The organism is Virgifigura deserti, from assembly GCA_003576685.1.
Classification (GTDB): Bacteria; Pseudomonadota; Alphaproteobacteria; order Dongiales; family Dongiaceae; genus Virgifigura; species Virgifigura deserti.
Window position 1 is genome coordinate 200746 of sequence record QOZR01000004.1, and the last position, 17680, is coordinate 218425.

Genomic DNA, 17680 nt, shown 5'->3' on the forward strand with positions numbered 1-17680 from the left:
TTTGCTTAAATGAGACGACGATTCACCGATCAGGTTGGCCCAATTTGATCGGATCGTGCTCTAGCCATGCGGACGTGACTACTGGCCGACCGGTCACCATATAGGAGCCGTGCCGTCAGTCGGCTTTGCAGAGTCTTTCCCGGTTCGTCAGATGTATAGACGCTTGATAATGCTTCTGCCCGCCCTCCTCGGTCTCGCCTGCGCCGGATCCGCGCTCGCCGACACGGCAGATTTCCGCAACGGTCTCGCACCCTATCGCTTCAACCCGCCGCCGGAGACACTGTCACCCGCCGAGGAAGGAGCGGCGCAGGCTTATCAGTCGCGTCTGGAGAGCCGGCTGAACCGGCTTGAACGCCAGCAGTTCGGCGCCGACGCTCTCGAACGGGAGCAGTTGCGCGACACGCGTCGCGAACTCGGACGCGTGGAGCGCCTGCTGAATCAGCGTTAGCTTATCTTCAAGGTTAAGCGTTTCTTAAGTCTCGGCGGTCACCTTCGGCCCATGCGCAGCCCGCCCCGCCCTTCGACGATCGCGACCGCTCACCAGCGGACGGCCGCCCGCTATTGGGAACTGGCGGAGATCGCCGAGAAGACGGGGCATATCGCCCGCGCCCGGGAGTTCGTTGCGCTTGCGCTGAAGTTCGATCAACGAGCCGCCGCTGTTGCCGGCCGCCTGTCGGACGATCATTCGGGCCTTCGCCGGCCGCTCAAAGCGGCGCGGACGCCGCTGGTCGAGCCAACGGCCGACATCGGGAAGCCTCTGTAGAGGGTCGACTCCGCAACCTCACCCCAGCTCCTGAAGAAAGAAGGGGCCGGGTTGCCCCGTCGCGCCCGCCCCCTATCTTGACGCACAGGGCCTGATCCGATCACATCGGCTCGATGTGATCGGATCGTGCTCTAGGGGCGACAGAAGACGAGGAGAACAGCGAATGCGGACAGCCCTCCCCGCCTTGGCCACCACGGCTCTGACAACTGCCGCTCTGGCGACCACCGCTCTGATCGGCATTGATGAGGCCCGCGCCGTGGATAAGACCTTCGAGACCGACAAGGCGACAATTCGTGTCCAGACCTTCGCCAAAGGCCTAAGCCATCCGTGGGGCCTCGCCTTCCTGCCGGACGGAGGAATGCTGGTGACGGAGCGCGGGGGCAATCTGCGCATCGTTTCGCCGGAAGGCGAGCTCTCCGATCCGCTCGACGGGGTGCCCGAAGTCGACGCGCGAAACCAGGGCGGACTGCTCGACGTCGCGCTCGATCCGAACTTCGAGGAGAACCGGCTGGTCTATCTGAGCTACGCGGAGCCCGGCGAGGGCGGCAACAGCACGGCCGTCGCCCGCGGCGAGCTCGCCGAGGGTGACCCCTCGCGTCTTGCCAATGTCGAAGTCATCTTTTCCCAGGAACCGAAGCTCCCAAGCACGGCGCATTTCGGCTCGTGCCTCGTCTTCGATAATGACGGCCATCTCTTCGTCACGCTCGGCGAGCGTTACGACGAGGAATTCCGGACCCAGGCGCAGGACCTCGACTCCCATCTCGGCAAGGTGGTCCGCATCCATCCGGACGGATCGGTGCCGGACGACAATCCCTTCGTCGGGCAGGAGGGCGCACTTCCCGAGATCTGGTCCTATGGCCACCGCAACTCGCAAGGCGCCGCCCTCCATCCCGAGACCGGCGTCTTCTGGATGCATGAGCATGGCCCGAAGGGCGGCGACGAGATCAACATTCCCGAGGCCGGAAAGAACTATGGCTGGCCGGTGGTCTCCTATGGAGTCAATTATGACGGCACGCCGGTCGGCACCGGCGAGCAGACGGCCCAGGGCATGGAGGAGCCGATCTATTACTGGACGCCCTCGATCGGCCCGTCGGGCATGGCCTTCTACACAGCCGACGCGATTCCCGGCTGGCAGGGCGATCTCTTCATCGGCGGCCTGGCGATCCCGAAGCTCGTCCGGCTCGAGATCGACGGTCAGCGAGTGACGGCAGAGGAGGACCTGATTGCCGCCCTGGGTCTCCGCATCCGCGATGTCGTCCAGGGTCCCGACGGCGCCCTGTATCTTTTGACGGACGAGCCGGATGGCGAGATCCTGCGCATCACGTCCGCCGTCGAGGAGCCGGCGACCGCGACGGGGCAGACAGACTAGAGCCAGATTCTAGGGTCCTGTCTCGCGGTCCGAATCGCCGTGGCGCCGCCTGATACAGGTGAGACCGCTTATGTTCACCCTGCCTGTTGACAGCGACGCCGAGGGCGAGTAGATCGTCGCGGCTCCCCACACTCAAGCCCGAGATGCCGGCGCGATCCGCCGGCTTGACATCAAAAGGCCGATCATGAACAGCGCCCGAATTCGGGGTAGGACGGCTTCAAGACGACCCACGGCAGGCTTGGCCACGGCAGGCTTGGCCACGACGGACCCAGACCAGCCGTCGGATGCCGTCGTGCCACTACCGGATTGGCAGTGGAAGCCCAGCTTCTGGACCATCGGATTCGAAGACTTGACGGGCAGTCTCCACCAACCGGGTTGACCACGCAAAGATCCGCCCGAGCGGTCCATCCGAGGGAACCCGCCCGAGGAAAATTAACCGAGGGAACGGCCCGTTGCGCCTGCCCGACTCCAGAGCCGGTCTACGCGGCCTTCGTCACGTTCGTCGGCGTCTTTCGCCCCGCAGATCCTCCGGCTTTCGTCCGGCCGGCGGAGGCTTCGGACCGCGATGACGGCGCATTGCCCTTGCGCCCAAGCCCGTATTCATGCGCGAGCTGGGACCGCCGCTTGGCATATTCCGGCGCAACCAGCGGATAATCGCTTCGCAGATTGAACATCTCGCGATATTCGCGCGGCGTCACATGATGCGTCGTCGTCAGGTGCCGCTTGAGCATCTTGTGCTTCTCGCCACACAGCAGGCAGATGACATGGTTCCGGCTCACCGACTTCTGGATCGGCACGGCCGGCGTCACGGGTGACGTCGCCGCCTCGGCCCGGCCCTCGGCGGCGCGAAGCCCGCTCGCGACAGAGCTGATCACCTGCGGAAGCTCGCCCGCCGAGACGGCATTGTGTGCGAGATAGGAGGTGACGATCCGCGTCGTCATTTCCGCGATCCGGATATCTTCGCTCCCAATCTTCTCGTGGTCTTGTTCTGTCATGTCTATTCGACTCATCTGTTAGGGTGTTTGATCCCTAAGATAAGAACCCGGTTGCTGGATTCTAACCCTCCCGGGCCAGGAGACTGCAGAAACACCAATAAAGACCACGAAGAACCCGCTTCCCTTACCGGCCACGGTGTCGCGCAAATGGAAGATGTCACTCGCGGTCCGATCGCAACGCTTGAATACCAAGCATTGGAACCATCGCACTGGACCTAGAGATAGCGTTGTCATCAAGACGACCGGATCGAACCAAGTGTCACAACGACATCTGGTCGAGCCCCTGAATCTGTCATGAACGAGCCGACCGTGAGACCGACAGCAGGATCGATGGCGCAGGGACGCGGACGGGCCGCCATCATCTGGCTCGGGTTCCATCTTCACCCTTGGATCGACAGATTGCTCTCACGCTACTCGCGCGTCGGCGATCCGCCGGTCTTCGACACGGCGTTGTTTCCATGGGCGGCGACGCTGGAGGCTAATTGGGAGGTCATTCGCGCCGAGGCCGACCGCATTCTGCAGGCCAGAGGGGCCGCGCCGCCGCTGCGCCGAATCTCGCCGGATCACCACCGCATCACCACGGACGACAATTGGCGCGCTTTCTTCCTGTGGGGATATGGCGTGCGATCCGCCAACAACTGCCGGCGCTGCCCGGAAACGGCCCGCCTGGTGGAGGCGATCCCCGGCCTGCAGACCGCCCTGTTCTCGATCCTGCTACCCGGCACGCACATTCCCCGGCACACAGGCGTGACGAAGGCGATCCTGACTTGCCATCTCGGCCTGCGCATTCCGAAGAACCGCGAACGCTGTCGCATCCGGGTGGCGGAGCGCGACTATAACTGGCGCGAAGGAGAGCTGTTCGTCTTCGACGATATCTACGATCACGAGGTCTGGAACGATACCGAGGAGGAGCGGGTCGTTCTGATCATTCATGTCAAGCGCCCGCTGCGCTTTCCGGGATCGCTGGTCCGCGACGGCCTCCTGACCGCAATTCGGAAGAGCCCGTTCATTCAGGACGCGCGCCGGGCGATCGAGCAGTGGGAGAGCAAGCCGGCCGAATGAGAGGCGCATCGGTCAGGAGCAAGCGTCACCTGTCTGGCGACTCTCGACTCCAACCAATGCGAACAGGTCGGCGACAGCTCAAATCTCGGAAATGTTCCAGTGTTGCCCGATGTCTATCGCGTCGGTGATGCCAGCACTTCGATTGTAAGTCTGCGATGTCATCGTAACCGAGGGCAAGCGCGCATAGGGCGACACCGCGAGCTGTGTGAGCACCGTGGGACCTGCTTATCACGGCAAAAAGGAGGCCACGTCGCCCGCAGGCGTCGTGGCCCAGGTCTGGGAACGAAACGTTAGCGGCGGCCAAGCGGTGGCGCAGCATGGCCTGGACCGCCGTTAACGGATTACATCATGACATGCTGCGTTGCAATAAAACAAACTCTTTCAAGACTGCCGCTTCTTCTCACTACTCTTCCTCTGTATCTTGAAATGCACAAGAGTTGGGCGCTTTGCCTAAATAAGAGAACTAGGCATAGGATCAGGCCCGAGCGTTTCGTTGACGCTGCAGCGCACAAATCCTGCGCACCCACGCGGTGATCGCCTAGCTGTCGTCGACGCCAGTTCGTGAAAGCGCCCGGCGGCAGATGGCTGGCACGCCGCTTGCGTCGGACCTCCTGCACCCGGAACAATTTCGGCAGAGGAGGAGAACATGCACATCGGAAGGACTCCTGAAGAAGCGCCCCGGCGTTGTATCACCCGACTCATCGCAGTCACGGGGCGCTGGGCTGGCGGCAGTCTCAACCGGGGAGGTCCTCATCATGGATAATGAGACTCTCGCTGCGGTCGAGGAGTTGCGACGGCTCGTCGCGATGTCCGGCACCATCAATATGGAAATCTTCTATTGGTGGTGCACGGCGTTGATGGTGATCATCCACGCCGGCTTCCTTGCCTACGAAATGGGCGCCTCGCGCGTGAAGAACGCGCTGGCCTCCGGCGTCAAGAATATCCTGGCCTTCGCCTTCGTCGTCCCGACCTTCTTTCTCTTTGGCTGGTGGATCTATGTGGCCTTCCCCAGCGGGATCGTTCCCAGCGCAGCGGGCAACAGCGCGCTGCCCTGGAGCAACACGATGGGCCCCAACCTGGCCGATAACGCCACCGGCGTCTTCTGGGCGGCGTTCACCCTCTTTGCCGCCACGACGGCCTCGATCTTCTCCGGCGCGGTGATCGAGCGGATTCGACTGAGCGCCTTCTGCCTGCTGGCGATCCTGCTGGGATCCGTGCTGTGGATCCTCGGCGCCTCCTGGGGATGGCATCCCGAAGGCTGGCTGCATACGGCGTTCGGCTATCACGACGTCGGCGCGGCCGGCGTCGTGCACATGGTCGCCGGCTTCTTCGCTCTCGGCGTTCTCATCAACCTCGGTCCCCGCATCGGACGGTTCGCCGCCAATGGCCGGCCGCAGGAGCTCTTCGGGCATTCCGTGCCGATGACGATCATCGGACTGATGATGATTATCGTCGGGTTCTTCGGCTTCCTGGGCGGCTGCATCATCTATATGACCGGCGAGCAGTGGATAAACATCTACGGACAGCCAGCAACCCTTTCCGCCTTTGCATTCAACACGCTCATGAGCTTTGCCGGCGGCATAATCGGCAGCTTTCTCATGACCCGGGATCCCTTCTGGATGATGTCGGGCGCGCTTGCCGGGATCATCTCAGCCGCCGCCGGACTGGACGTGTACCACCCGGCGCTCGCCTTTCTGATCGGCTTCGTCGGCGGTTGCCTCATTCCGAAGGTCCAGGATCTTCTGATCAAGCTGAAGATCGACGATGCCGTAGGAGCCTTTCCTGTACATGGCGCGACGGGCCTGTGGAGCCTGATCGCCTGCGGGCTTTTCGCGAGCGGCTATCCCAGTCCCAACGGGCCGGAATCGACCCTCTCCGGGCAGCTCGTCGGCGCGGTCACGATGGCGGCGCTCGGGCTCCTGCCCGGCTATCTGGGATCGCTGCTGCTCAAGGCCTTCGGCCTGCTACGCATCACTCCAGGAGCGGAGAAGGCCGGCCTCGACCTCGTCGAGATTCCGATCCGACCCTATCCCGAAGGACATACACCCACCAGCCATCCGGTTGCCGCCGAGTAGAACGAGGAGAACCACAGCTATGAATGGAAGCCCACTCTCCGCCTGGGACGGCGTGGAAGCCTACTTCACCTTCGCGGACTCGCCCGTGCTCGTCTCACTGTTTCTTCTGCTGACCCTCTTGGTGATCGGCGGCGTAATCGCCCACTCCGTCAAGCACGAGAACGAAGCTTTCAAACGCTTCTCCTAGGAAAGATAGCCGTCTTACTCCCGGACGCCGCCTCGCTTAGGGTGGAGCGGCGGCGTCCGGGTGACCAAATCGCGAGCCCTCGCTAAGTTCACTGGCAAGGGCTCTCATCATTTGAAGTAGAGGGCGATTCACCGCTCAGGTTGGATCAACCTGAGCGGTGAATCGCCCTCTAGGGTGCCTAATAGAGCTTGGTGACGAAAGAATCTGCGGTCGGATGCCGCCTTGCGCGCTATCGGCGGTGCGAAGGTTGCATGCGCAGGATTAGTCCGAATATCTGACAGCCGCTGCAGCGGCGCGGCGATGCCAGCCGCCCTTGACTCCGGGCGCTTCTCCGGGCGCCTCGAATAACACCGGACTTGGTCGGACCGGGCGGCAGCACGACATAAACCCGTCTGTCGCCCGGCCCGTAGTGGCCTGCAGCGCGTTACCTCACACCGCAGGACTCTCCTTCTGCCAGCTTTTTTGTCTGGCCATGGCTTGCGTCCCTGTCAACTTGCCTGAGGACGCCTTATCACCAGCCAACGCATGCGGGCTTCCGCGCGTCCTCGTCATCTCCCTTTTCAAGATGCGTGCCAATGTTGATCCGGCGCAAAGCGCCTAGCAAGGCGCGGAAAATCAGTCACATGAGGCGAATAGCATACTGCGGCGCGGCAAGATAAATCAGTCGCCTGCCCAGGAAATAAGCAGCAGCTTAGACATTCCGTCTGTTCTTTCGGCAGTCCGCGCCGACAAGAAGACGCAATCGAGAATGAGATAATATCCTTGGAGAACTTCTTGCACTGCGGTGCAACAGCATAAGAGATCGCTTTCCGCTAGCGGCACCGGCGGCGGCCCGGCTCACCGAACTCTGGATGGAAAGGTGGTTTCTAGGAACATCTAGGCGCCAGCAATGCATCTCCAAGACCACCATGTCAGTTTCTTGTGCAGTGCACTATTTTTTAGCCATGCGATCTCGACCGTTCTCGAGGGCAAACGGCAACAAGTTATATTTTTCAAATAACTAAAAATCTTCGCCTGATGGCACGCGCCTTGCAAGCCATGCGTGCAATGCACAATCGCGGCGCCATCGAATGAACTGCGATTGTGCTGGCTTCGCTTATCAAACGAGGACTCGTCATGTTCAAACCCATGTTCCCAACCGATGTCGATATCTGGAAGCTGGCAAGCTTTGAGGAGACCTGTTCACCGCGCGCCACCCAGCTCGGTGAACGGTGGGGCGCCATTCTCAAGCGGGTGCTTCGATCATACGCAACCGCGACACAGGAGCAGCCGCCTCTAGGCTCCGAACTCGACGGGGTGCCGTCCGTCTAGAGCACGATCGGATGATCAGCTCCAGCAGTCGCATCGTACGGCGCATGCGCCGTACGGATTTCAGAGTAAGACGACGGCACATTCGGAAAATCTGACAAATGGTTCACGCGTTACATCTTGCAGGCGCGCAGAGCCTGAGACCGGGGAGGAAGATTGTTGTCACAACGGAGGTCTTCCATGTTGCCCTATACGGAAGAAGAAGGTCTTTGGCTCGCCTCGAAGAAGCGTGAGCGGTCTCTTCCAGTCCCGGCGGAGGTTACGCCGGAGATCGTCGCGTATTACAGGCGTCGCGGGGAGCAGCTACGCTCGGAGTTTTTGCGCCAGTTGCTACGGCACATGATGACGGCACTATGCCGACCATTCGGACGCCATCCGAAAACATCCTGGCACTGGGCGCCAGCGGCCAGCGGAGACCGCTGACAGCATTCTCGCTCGGCGGAGCCAGACCAGGCTGATTTAGGCGACAGTCCCGGGGGGCGTCCCCCGGGGCGTCGTTGACAGGTCCCCCAAGGGAAACTACCTACAAGGAACGCCGTCCCAGGTAGCGGGGCAGTGAGGTTGAGCTTGTGCTTGTACTGTGCCCGCTTCAGAGATAGGGATATTCGGGCCGATGATCTGTTGCCTTCGAATGACAGGAACTCCATTCAGAAACGCAAGTTTGTTGATGGGGTTGTTCTTGCTCCTCGCGGTCATGGCGGGCAGCGTCGAACGGCTCGCGATGGATAATACGGTAATGGGCCATGTTGTCTCTCAGGCACGGGCCCAGGCTGTCGGCCAGGATATGGAGGAGAACCCCGCACGCGCCTTCGAGTCGCCCGTTCTTCCGATGCCCGAGACCGTCGAGCCGCCAACGGCAGAAACCAATCCGGATCTCAGCCCGATGAGCGAAGTCGGATTAAAGGCCCTTCTAGAGGTCCAGGGCTATGCGAACCTGCGGAACCTGACCCTTCAGGACGAGAAAAAGAAGGTCTATGAGGCGGAGGCCGAGCAATATGGCGAAACGATCGCCCTGCGCATCGATGCCGTCAGCGGAGAGGTTCTGGAGCCGCGGGAACTGACGGAAGCCCAGATCCGGAATAAGCTTACAAGTGAAGGGTATGACGCAGTGGACGACTTCCGCCGCGAGGGGAATGTCTATCGGGCGACCGCTCGGCAGAGCGGCCAGGACATCGCTCTGAAGGTCAACCCCCAGACCGGGGACGTATTGCCGGAACGCGGCGAGTAGAGAATGACCGGCGTCAGCCGGCCGGCTCCGGAGATTGGGCCGGCTGCTCGACCATCCCCTTCGGGTCGACCGGCCCCCGCTTCGGCGTCCAATCGCGCACCAGGGCCTCGGCCTTCTGGATCTGTTCCGGCGTCATTCGCGCCGCCAGCTCGCGCAACTTGGACTCGGCGAGGAATCCGTCGACGTTATTGCCTCGCCTCGCCGCAATAGCGAGCCACTTGTGAGCCGTCACCAAGTCCGGCTTGACGCCTTCGCCGGACGCATATCGCTCGCCGAGGCTGCGCATCGCCTCGACCTTGCCGCGCGCTGCGGCGGCGGCAAACCATCGCACAGCCTGCGCAATGTCCTGTCGCTCCACGCCGCGGCCAGTCTCATACATCTTGGCGAGCCAGAACTGCGCCTCGGGATGCCCCTGCTCCGCGGCGCCATGATACCAGCGGACCGCCTCGGCCGCGTCGCGCCGGACGCCGCGGCCCTGCCGATACATGTCGCCGAGGCGGAACTGCGCGGCAGGATCGCCCTGCTCGGCAAGCGGACGCCACTCCTCGAGCGCGGCAGCGTAGTCGTAACGCTCGAAAGCAACCATCCCCTCCTCGAAGCCCGCCCAAGCCGGACCGGACATTCCGACCATGATGAGAGCGGCGACAAATCGGCAGATCATCGGATACTTCTCCATAAGCAGCCAAGGCTGCTCGCCAAGCACCTCGGGACGTATTGTCGACGATCACATGAGAGTAGGGATTGCCGCGGCAATGGTCCACTCCGTTATCGGCGCTGCCGCCATTCCTGGGGATGGGCGGGGAATGCAGGGGCGCATACGCCCCTCAAACGGAAGAGCCGGCCATTGCGTGGGCTTGGGCGACCCAGACCGGGATCCTCTCCTCCCGCCCTCGGATCGGCTGGGCGGGCAGTTCGGTAAAGCCGGCGAGCAGGTCCTCGCGGCCGGCAGACCGGACGGCGGCGGCGGCGGCGGCCGAGAGGGCAATGGCCGCATCATGGTGGCGGGTCAGCGCCTCCAGCCGGCTCGCCACATTCACCGTGTCGCCGGCGGCGGTGAGCTGCCGCTGCGTATCGCCACCCAGGCGCGCAATGACGACCGGCCCGTAATGGACGCCGATGCCGATCCGCAGCGGCGCCCGCCCCGCCCTCGTCAGCTCCTCGGTCCATCGCCGCACCGTGCCGACGAGATGGCGCGCGCAAGCGAGTGCCGCGACCGCATCCTGGTCGCTTGGTGTGGGCACGCCGAAGATCACCATCGCCCCGTCGCCCATGAACTGCTCGACCACGCCGCCATGGGCGAGAACCGCGCGTTCGATTAGGCGGTGGAAATCGCGCAGGAAATGCACGGTCTCGGCGGGCGCCATCTGTTCGCTGCGGCCGGTGAAGCCGGCGATGTCGACGAACAGGATGGCGGCATGCTGCTCGCGCTGATCGAAGCTCAGCGTCTCGCTCTCGGCCAGCAGGTCGGCGATCATCGGCGAGTGGTAGCGTGAGAGATTGCGGCGCTGACGCTCGGCGTCGCGACGCAGGCGACGCTCCGCGACCGTGCGGCTGACCGCGACGAAGCCGCCGTTCAGAAGGATGACCGTGGTGGGAAAGGTCATGTCGAGCCACAGCTGGCTCTGCTGGAAAGCGAGCTGGGCGACCGACGCCCAACCGGCAAGCACCGCCAGCGTCGCTACCACGGCCAGGACCGGCGACGGCAGGTGCGCGCAAGCGAAAGCGGCCAAGCCGAGGAAGAGAATGGCGGCGAGATCCCAGCCCATGCTCGTCGCGGTGCGGGCAAGCGCCTGACCGTCGACGAGATTGCCGACGACCGTAGCGAGCGCCTCCACGCCGGGCAGCGTGCGGCTGAACGGAGTGACGAAACTGTCGCCCGCGCCCAATGCCGTCGCACCGATCAGCACGGCGCGACCGGCAAGGCTCTCCGCCGGAACGCGGCCGTCCAGCAGATCGATCATGGCATAGGTTCGCACCGTTCCGGCCGCGCCATAGTAGTTGATCGCCAGCCGCAGAAGCGGATCGGCGGCGATCTCGCGCTGCCCGAGACGCAAGCCGCGACCCACCATCAGAACCGTTTCGTCCCGGCCGAGGCCGAGGAACCGGCGCGCGATCTCCACCGAGAACGCGGGAACGTAGCGATCGGCGAAGGGAACCGCGAGAAACAGGTGGCGCAGCGCGCCGTCCTGATCCGCCAGAACATTGACATGCCCGAGGCCAGCGGCGTCGCGGAACGGCGCGATCGGAATCAGCGCCCCAGTGGCCTGCCGATCGGGCGCCAGCGCAATCCCGCCGTCACGGTGGACGACACGAAACGCCGCTTCGCGCACGGCGGACAAGACCTCCTCGTCCGCCGGTCCTGCGGGACCAAAAGTAAAGGCCAGCCCGAGAACTGCCTGATCGGTGGCCTGCAAGGCTTCGCGAAGGTGGCGGTCGCCGGGTGCCAGGGCAATGCCATCGGACGCCTGCTCGCGGTCCAGCAGCAGAAGGTCCAGCCCGATCACCGCGGCGCCGGCGGCATCGAGCGTTGCGACCGCCTCGGCAAGGGCGCCCCGCGGCAGCGGCCAGCGCTGCAGCCCGTCGACCGTCCGGTCGTCGATAGCGATGACCACGATTTCGGGCGGTGGCGTCAGCGGCCCGCGTAGTTGAAACCGCCAGTTCACGGTCTGGCCCTCGATCGCCTCGACGAGCGGCGCGTCCCAGAACGCGGCATAGGCAGCCGCGGTCCCGAGGGTTATCACCGCAGCCACCGCCGCGCGCCACCGTGGAAACCTCGCCCGGCTAGCCTGGCGGGTCATCACGTCCTGCTATGGCAGGCTTGTGCGGGAGAGGGCGGAATCGACGCGCGGCTGTCCCCATCGCTTAGGTTCCGTCGGCGCCGCACCGCGCGGCACGTCGGTCCCGAAGCCGGGTTGGAGCAGAACCTGTCCCGCGACGGCGCGGCTTCGGACGGCCACCGTACCGTCGATCACGAAGACGGCGGTGTTATCGGCGGCCGTCTCGGTTATCCATTCGGTCGAGCGGACGGCGGCGATCGCCGTCGGCGTCTTCACCTCGAAACGCTCCCGGCGGCTTTCCGGCGAGAGCGCGAGCCGCAAGATTCCCTCCAGGAGATCGAGCACGACGTTTCCACCGGTCTGCTCGGCCAGGGCGGCAAAGGTCGACAGCGACAGGTTGCTGCTTTCGCCGATCACGAGAGTCGAACCGTCGAGGCAGGCGATCCCAAGACGGGCGTTCCTGCCCGTCACCACCTGATCGTCGTCGTGCAGCGGCGTTCCCGGCGCCAGCGGCAGGCTCGCTCCATCGCGCAGCAGAATCGCCGAGCCGACGAGATGCGTCACTTGGCAAGCCGCCGCTTGCTGGGCCGCCGCCGGGTGCCCGCTTTCCGTCGCGCAGAGGAGAAGCAAGGCCAAGGCGCCCGACCCCACACCCGGCGGTCTTCTTGTGAAGAAACAGCGCATCTTCGACAATCTCTATACGGTATTGGCGCAATCTAAAGACCGATCCGGCTCGCCACAACCCCGGACTAGGCGCTTCCACATCTTGCGACAGCCTATCCATACCCCTTTTTCGACCTCGATACTTACCGTTTTCGCCGCCTCATAGCCGAGCTTCTCGTAGAATCCGATGGAGGTCAGGGCGGCCGACACGAGGATGTCGGAGAATCCGGCGGTCACGGCGGCGTCCTCGGCGCTGTGGACCAGGCGGCGGCCCAGACCGCACGCGCCATGGTCCGGATGGACGAAGACGGCGCGAATCATCGCCGCGTCAGGCAATCCCGTGCAGGGCGACCAGCCGGCGCCGGCGACCGGACGCCCGTCCGACTCGGCAACGAAATAGCGCCCTCCGGCGAGGATCTCGTCGAACCCGACTGCCGGCGTCCGCCACCACGCCTCCTTCGTCGGTTGGGCATAGATATCGTCGGGGATTCTTGAAATCGCCGCGCGCTGGAACGACAGGATGGCCGCGCCGTCGCGCGGCGCCGCGGGGCGGATGAGACAAGGCTGAGTCATGGAGATCTCCGTTTCGATACGAAGAGCCCTCCTTCCGTCGCCATCGGCGGACCGATGGCGACGGAAGCGCGGGCGGATGCGAGAATTCGGATCAGGGGCGTGCCTCGAGCACCAGATTGAACGGTGTCTCGGTCGCACGGCGGCAGCGGGTGAATCCGGCTTCCTCTATGATCTCGCGAAGTCGCGCCTCGCCGGCCTGGGCGCCGAGGCCGAGGCCGACCTCCTGGGACAAAGAGTTCGGCGTGCAGACCGCGGTGGAGGCGGCGTAGAACATCCGCCCGACCACATTCAGATTGTCCTCGACGGCATCGCCGGCGAACGGCTCGACCATCATCACCGCGCCATCCGCGGCCAGCGCCTGGCGCGCATGCTTCGCGGCGCCCAGCGGATCGCCTAGATCATGGAAGCAGTCCATGAAGCAGACAAGGTCGTAGCCAGTGCCGGAAAAGTCCTTCGCGCTCGCCACTTCGAACCGGATGCGGTCCGCGACGCCGGCCTCCTCGGCGCGCTGCCGGGCGGTTTCGATCGACTCCCCATGATAGTCCGAGGCCACGAAGGTCGTGTTCGGATAGGCCTGGGCCATGACGATGGTCGAGGCGCCGTGCCCACAACCGACATCGGCGACCTTGCCGCCGACCTTGAGCTTCGCCTCGATGCCATCCAGGGCGGGAATCCAGGAATCGACCAGGTTGGCGCGATAGCCGGGTCGGAAGAAGGCCTCGGTGCCGCAGAACAGCCGGTGGTGATGCTCGTGCCAGCCGATCCCCTTGCCGGTCCGCAGCGCGTCGGCGACCTTGTCCTCGTCGAGCCAGAGGCTGGACACCGTGTCGAAGCCCGGCGCCATGAAGACGGGGCTGCCGGCGTTCGCCAGGACCATCGCATGCTCCTCGGGGAGCCGATAGGTCCGGGCCTTCGGGTCATACTCGACATAGCCCCCGGCCGCCTGGTTGTTCAGCCATTCCAGCACATATCGCTCATGCGTGTTCGTCTTGCGGGCCAGCTCCGCCGGCGTCATCGGCCCGGCGCCGGCCATCGCCCTGTAGAGACCGAGCTTGTGCCCCAGGTTCGCCATCACACCGGACATACCGGCCGACATGTCGGCGACGACCTGTCCCATAAAGGCCTCGATCTTTGCAGCATCAACAGGCATCTTGTTCGTCCTTCCGTTTCCGTATCTCGTTTCCGTGGCCGCCGATCTAGCCGCCGCCGCAAAGGCACGCTATGAATGAGATCACAAGGGGGCGTCGGAAGACGATGTTGGAGGGAGCGATGCAGCGGACTGCTGGATCGGGCATCACTATTGGCGGCGCGGACAAGGAGCGGCTGATCCGGAGCAGCTTTCTGTTCCATGACGCCGATCCGGATTTGCTGCAGCGGCTCGTCCGCCTCAGCCGCGTCCAGCAGATCGGCAAGGGTGCCCTGCTGTTTCAGCAAGGCGACGAGGGCAACGCCCTGTTCGGCGTGATCACGGGCCTGATCCGGATCTGGGTCGCCGGCCGAGGCGGCAAGGAACTCACCCTCGGCCTGATGGAGCCGGGCGACGTGTTCGGCGAGATCGCGCTACTCGACGGCCTGCCTCGAACCGCGACGGCCGAGGCCGCGGAGAACAGCGCGCTTCTGGTGGTCGATCGCGCGCTGTTCCTCGAACTCCTCGATCAGGAAGGCCGGTTCGCCCGGCATATCATCGAGCTGCTCTGCGAGCGGCTGCGGCTGAACACCGACCGCCTGAGCGAGAACGCCTTCCTCAATCTGCGCGCGCGCCTGGCCAAGCGGCTGCAGGCCCTGGCGATCGCGCATGGCCGGCACGGCGCCGACGGGCTGCGCATAGACCACAAATTCACCCAGACCGAGCTCGCCCAGATGATCGGCGTGACGCGGGAGGCGATCAACAAGCAGCTCAGGGCCTGGTGCGAGGAAGGCGTCCTGCGGTTCGACCGTGGCATCATCACCGTGGTCGACCAGGCCCGGCTCTCCGCCCCGAACGAACTCGACCCGGACTGACGGCGAACTCTATCCCAGGGCCGGCATGCTCGGTCCGCTGCCGGCCCCTGTCTCGTCGATCGCCTCGGCGATCCGGCGCATATCCGCATCGGTGAGTTCCAGCGTGGCCGCATCGAGCCAGCCATCGACCTGCGCCGGATTGCGGGCGCCGACGATGGCACCCGTCACGGCGGGCCAGGCGAGCGTCCAGGCCACGGCGACAGCCGCCACGCTGGTGCCATGGCGGGCCGCGACCGGCTCCAGCGCTTCCGCGAGCTTCAGGTTGCGGATGAGCTTGTCGCCCGCATATTCGGCACTGCGCGAGCGCCAGTCATCCTCGGGGAGCGTCTTAGCGCGCTCCAGGCTGAAGCGGCCGGTGAGCAGGCCGGACTGCATGGGGCTGTAGACGATGACGCCGGTCTCGTGGGCCTGGCACCAGGGCAGCTCGGCCGCCGCCACCTCGCGGCGGATCGCCGAGAACGGCGGCTGCAGCGTATCGACGTGACCGAGGCGCTCGGCGGCCTCGAGTTCCGCGGCATCATGGTTCGACAGCCCCACGGCGCGGACCTTGCCTTCCGTGCTCAGGTCCAGGAGCGTCTGCCAGTAGTCCTCCAGCGGCGTGCCGTCGCCGGCCGGCCAGTGCATCTGGTAGAGATCGATGCGCTCGACCCCGAGACGGCGCAGCGACTCCTCCACTTCGCGGCGGATGCTGGCCGAGGCGCCGACCCGGCGGGGAGCGGCCTTGCGGTCGGCTTCATCCCAGACAAGGCCGCATTTGGTGAACACATAAGGACGCCGATCAGCCGGAATCGCCTCGAGGGCTTGCCGCACGATCTCCTCGGAATGGCCGAGCCCGTAAATCGCCGCCGTGTCGATCCAGTTGATGCCCCGATCGACGGCATGCCGGATGGCGGCGACGGATTCGGAATCGTCCTGCGCGCCCCAGCCCACCGCCCAGTCCGGGCCGCCAATCGCCCAGGCGCCGAATCCGACGCGGGTAATGGACATATCGGTGCGGCCGAGACGGCGGGTCGGAAGCTCGGCGATCTTGGATTGGGATTGGGTGCGTGTAGCCATGTGACGTCTCCTTCTGCTGCGTTGCCAAAATGGGAGACGGAAACCGATCTTTCCAATGGAATGTCGCGAGGAAAGAACCGGAGACCTGCTGGGAGCTCGTCTGAAACAATTCCGTGTCCTGGCTGTTAACCCGGCATGGACAGCGCTCGCTGCTTGCTTCGACGAGAAGAAGAGCTCCAACGTCGATCTCTGCCGCAAGCGGGCCGCGCGCTTATGCCTGAAGCTCTCTGGCGATCCCTTTGTCGGGCCTGTGCATGAGGGCGAACCATCAAGGAGGCATTTCATGGCAACGGTCAAACGGTCCGCACTGACTTCTCTGCTTCTCGCCGGCGTCGCCGTCATCGCCCTCGCCCCAGACGGTGCAAGCGCGCAGCAGTGGTCGGGTCAGGATCAGCAGTATCGCCAGGATGGCGGGTTCCAGCAGTTTGGGCAGGGCTATCCGTACCAGCAGCAATACGGCCAGTATGGGCAGGGCGATCCGCAGCAGTTCGGCCAGCAGAACCAGCCGTCCGGCATGAACTCGTATGAACAACCGACGGCATCGGCATTCGGCGAGGCCGATCGCGGCCGGCAGTACGGCTCGGACGCGGAGATCCGCATGATTCAGGAGGCCGACCGCAACCGCGACGGCGCGGTCGACACGCGGGAGTACATCCAATACAGGTGGGACGTGCTGCGACAGGCGAACCGCGGCGATTACGCATCCTATTACGACGATGCGTTCCATGCCTATCCCCGCTTCCAGGGCAGCCTGCGGGACGACCAATTCTCGATGGCGCTGCAGGAGGGTCAGGCCGGACGGCCGCCGAGCTACGACCCGAGCGCCGGCGGCGGCTATGGCCAGGATCAGGGGCGGATGGAGCCGTTCGCTCATCGAGACCTGAACAACGATGGCGAGGTCGACGCGGAGGACTACCTTCGCTGGCACCGGCAGGCGATGCGGCAGGGCTACCGCGAATACCGGCAGGATCTCCGTGCCCAGCCCAAGATGGGCCTCCCCTACGCGATGTACGGAGACGATCAGGGCAACCGGTCCCCCATCCCGCAGGACATGACCGCCGAAGCCCGCCAGAGAGCCTATCTCTGGAGCGGCGAGGACCGGATGCAGGGCCAATATAGCAACAGGCCCGGCTATGGGCAGAGCTACGGCCAGGGGAACTACGGCCAGGGGAACTACGGCCAGGGTGAATTCGACCGCTTCGGACGGGACTATCCGCAGGGCGGTCCGCCGCCCTACCCGCAATTCGGCCAAGCCGAGGGTCCGGGGCAGTATGGCTCAAGCAATTACGGTCAACCGCAATATGGCGCGAATGGCCGGAGCGCCTCGCAGTTCGGCCAAGATAACCAAGGCTTTGGCAACCCCATGGATCGGTTGAGCGAGCGTGAGCTCCGTCAAAGTCTCCGCGCCCAAGGCTATTCCGAGATCAGCGACGTAACGGACAAGGGGTACACCTATGCCGTCGAGGCGAACCGCGACGGCCAGAACCTGTCCCTGGAAGTCGATGCCCGAACGGGATATGTGCTGAACGCCTGGCGCGGGTGAACTTGCGCAAGGGGGAGGCTAGCGAGTCGCCTTCCTCTTTCCAACCGACCAAGCCCAGGCCGCCGTTCGTTCGATTCATA

The 17680-nt window shown here is 64.3% G+C and carries 17 protein-coding genes; 10 read left to right on the top strand and 7 right to left on the bottom strand.

What is annotated here, in order from left to right; all coding sequences use genetic code 11:
- The first annotated feature begins 169 nt into the window (after positions 1-169).
- The 3 genes from DT069_RS08700 (at position 170) to DT069_RS08710 (ending at position 2132) form a co-directional block, all read left to right on the top strand.
- Positions 170-448: a hypothetical protein gene (locus DT069_RS08700; RefSeq protein ID WP_119459912.1), complete on the top strand. Its 279-nt coding sequence runs from the start codon at positions 170-172 to the stop codon at positions 446-448.
- A gap of 51 nt (positions 449-499) precedes the next feature.
- The gene (locus tag DT069_RS08705; RefSeq protein WP_119459913.1) at positions 500-763 is read left to right on the top strand and encodes a hypothetical protein; all 264 of its coding nucleotides are present in this window, start codon (positions 500-502) and stop codon (positions 761-763) included.
- A gap of 163 nt (positions 764-926) precedes the next feature.
- Positions 927-2132, top strand: a complete 1206-nt coding sequence (locus DT069_RS08710; RefSeq protein WP_119459914.1) for a PQQ-dependent sugar dehydrogenase — start codon at positions 927-929, stop codon at positions 2130-2132.
- Between the two features lie 479 nt (positions 2133-2611).
- On the opposite strand, the gene DT069_RS08715 is transcribed toward DT069_RS08710, so the two are convergent.
- Positions 2612-3127, bottom strand: coding sequence for a Ros/MucR family transcriptional regulator (locus DT069_RS08715; protein ID WP_425450108.1), 516 nt, complete (start codon positions 3125-3127; stop codon positions 2612-2614).
- Positions 3128-3457: 330 nt separating this feature from the next.
- Here DT069_RS08715 and DT069_RS08720 point away from each other — a divergent pair, with 330 nt between their 5' ends.
- The 5 genes from DT069_RS08720 to DT069_RS08735 all read left to right on the top strand — a co-directional run bounded on the left by DT069_RS08720 (position 3458) and on the right by DT069_RS08735 (position 8987).
- Positions 3458-4189: an aspartyl/asparaginyl beta-hydroxylase domain-containing protein gene (locus DT069_RS08720; protein WP_119459915.1), complete on the top strand. Its 732-nt coding sequence runs from the start codon at positions 3458-3460 to the stop codon at positions 4187-4189.
- Between the two features lie 755 nt (positions 4190-4944).
- Complete coding sequence (locus DT069_RS08725) at positions 4945-6264, top strand: ammonium transporter (protein ID WP_119459916.1); 1320 nt, start codon at positions 4945-4947, stop codon at positions 6262-6264.
- A 19-nt stretch (positions 6265-6283) separates the two neighbouring features.
- On the top strand, positions 6284-6451 hold the full coding sequence (locus DT069_RS24585; protein WP_162913046.1) for a hypothetical protein: 168 nt from the start codon (positions 6284-6286) through the stop codon (positions 6449-6451).
- 1116 nt (positions 6452-7567) lie between these two features.
- Positions 7568-7762 carry a hypothetical protein gene (locus tag DT069_RS08730; protein WP_119459917.1) on the top strand — a complete coding sequence of 65 codons (195 nt, stop codon included), beginning with the start codon at positions 7568-7570 and terminating at the stop codon, positions 7760-7762.
- Positions 7763-8426: 664 nt separating this feature from the next.
- The gene (locus DT069_RS08735; protein WP_162913071.1) at positions 8427-8987 is read left to right on the top strand and encodes a PepSY domain-containing protein; all 561 of its coding nucleotides are present in this window, start codon (positions 8427-8429) and stop codon (positions 8985-8987) included.
- A 13-nt stretch (positions 8988-9000) separates the two neighbouring features.
- Here DT069_RS08735 and DT069_RS08740 read toward each other — a convergent pair whose 3' ends face one another.
- From DT069_RS08740 to DT069_RS08760, 5 genes are all read right to left on the bottom strand, one after another.
- A complete protein-coding gene (locus tag DT069_RS08740) occupies positions 9001-9648 on the bottom strand; it encodes a tetratricopeptide repeat protein (RefSeq protein ID WP_162913072.1) in 648 nt (215 codons plus the stop codon).
- 163 nt (positions 9649-9811) lie between these two features.
- Entirely contained in the window at positions 9812-11785 is a 1974-nt protein-coding gene (locus tag DT069_RS08745; RefSeq protein ID WP_119459920.1) for a CHASE2 domain-containing protein, read from the bottom strand.
- Positions 11786-11794: 9 nt separating this feature from the next.
- Entirely contained in the window at positions 11795-12400 is a 606-nt protein-coding gene (locus DT069_RS08750; RefSeq protein ID WP_162913073.1) for a FecR family protein, read from the bottom strand.
- Positions 12401-12460: 60 nt separating this feature from the next.
- A complete protein-coding gene (locus DT069_RS08755) occupies positions 12461-13000 on the bottom strand; it encodes a GNAT family N-acetyltransferase (RefSeq protein ID WP_119459922.1) in 540 nt (179 codons plus the stop codon).
- Positions 13001-13091: 91 nt separating this feature from the next.
- On the bottom strand, positions 13092-14150 hold the full coding sequence (locus tag DT069_RS08760) for a class I SAM-dependent methyltransferase (protein ID WP_119459923.1): 1059 nt from the start codon (positions 14148-14150) through the stop codon (positions 13092-13094).
- A 119-nt stretch (positions 14151-14269) separates the two neighbouring features.
- Here DT069_RS08760 and DT069_RS08765 point away from each other — a divergent pair, with 119 nt between their 5' ends.
- Positions 14270-15001, top strand: coding sequence for a Crp/Fnr family transcriptional regulator (locus tag DT069_RS08765; RefSeq protein WP_162913074.1), 732 nt, complete (start codon positions 14270-14272; stop codon positions 14999-15001).
- A 9-nt stretch (positions 15002-15010) separates the two neighbouring features.
- On the opposite strand, the gene DT069_RS08770 is transcribed toward DT069_RS08765, so the two are convergent.
- A complete protein-coding gene (locus tag DT069_RS08770) occupies positions 15011-16057 on the bottom strand; it encodes an aldo/keto reductase (RefSeq protein ID WP_425450109.1) in 1047 nt (348 codons plus the stop codon).
- Positions 16058-16340: 283 nt separating this feature from the next.
- Here DT069_RS08770 and DT069_RS08775 point away from each other — a divergent pair, with 283 nt between their 5' ends.
- The gene (locus DT069_RS08775) at positions 16341-17600 is read left to right on the top strand and encodes a PepSY domain-containing protein (protein WP_162913075.1); all 1260 of its coding nucleotides are present in this window, start codon (positions 16341-16343) and stop codon (positions 17598-17600) included.
- The last annotated feature ends 80 nt before the right edge of the window (positions 17601-17680 follow it).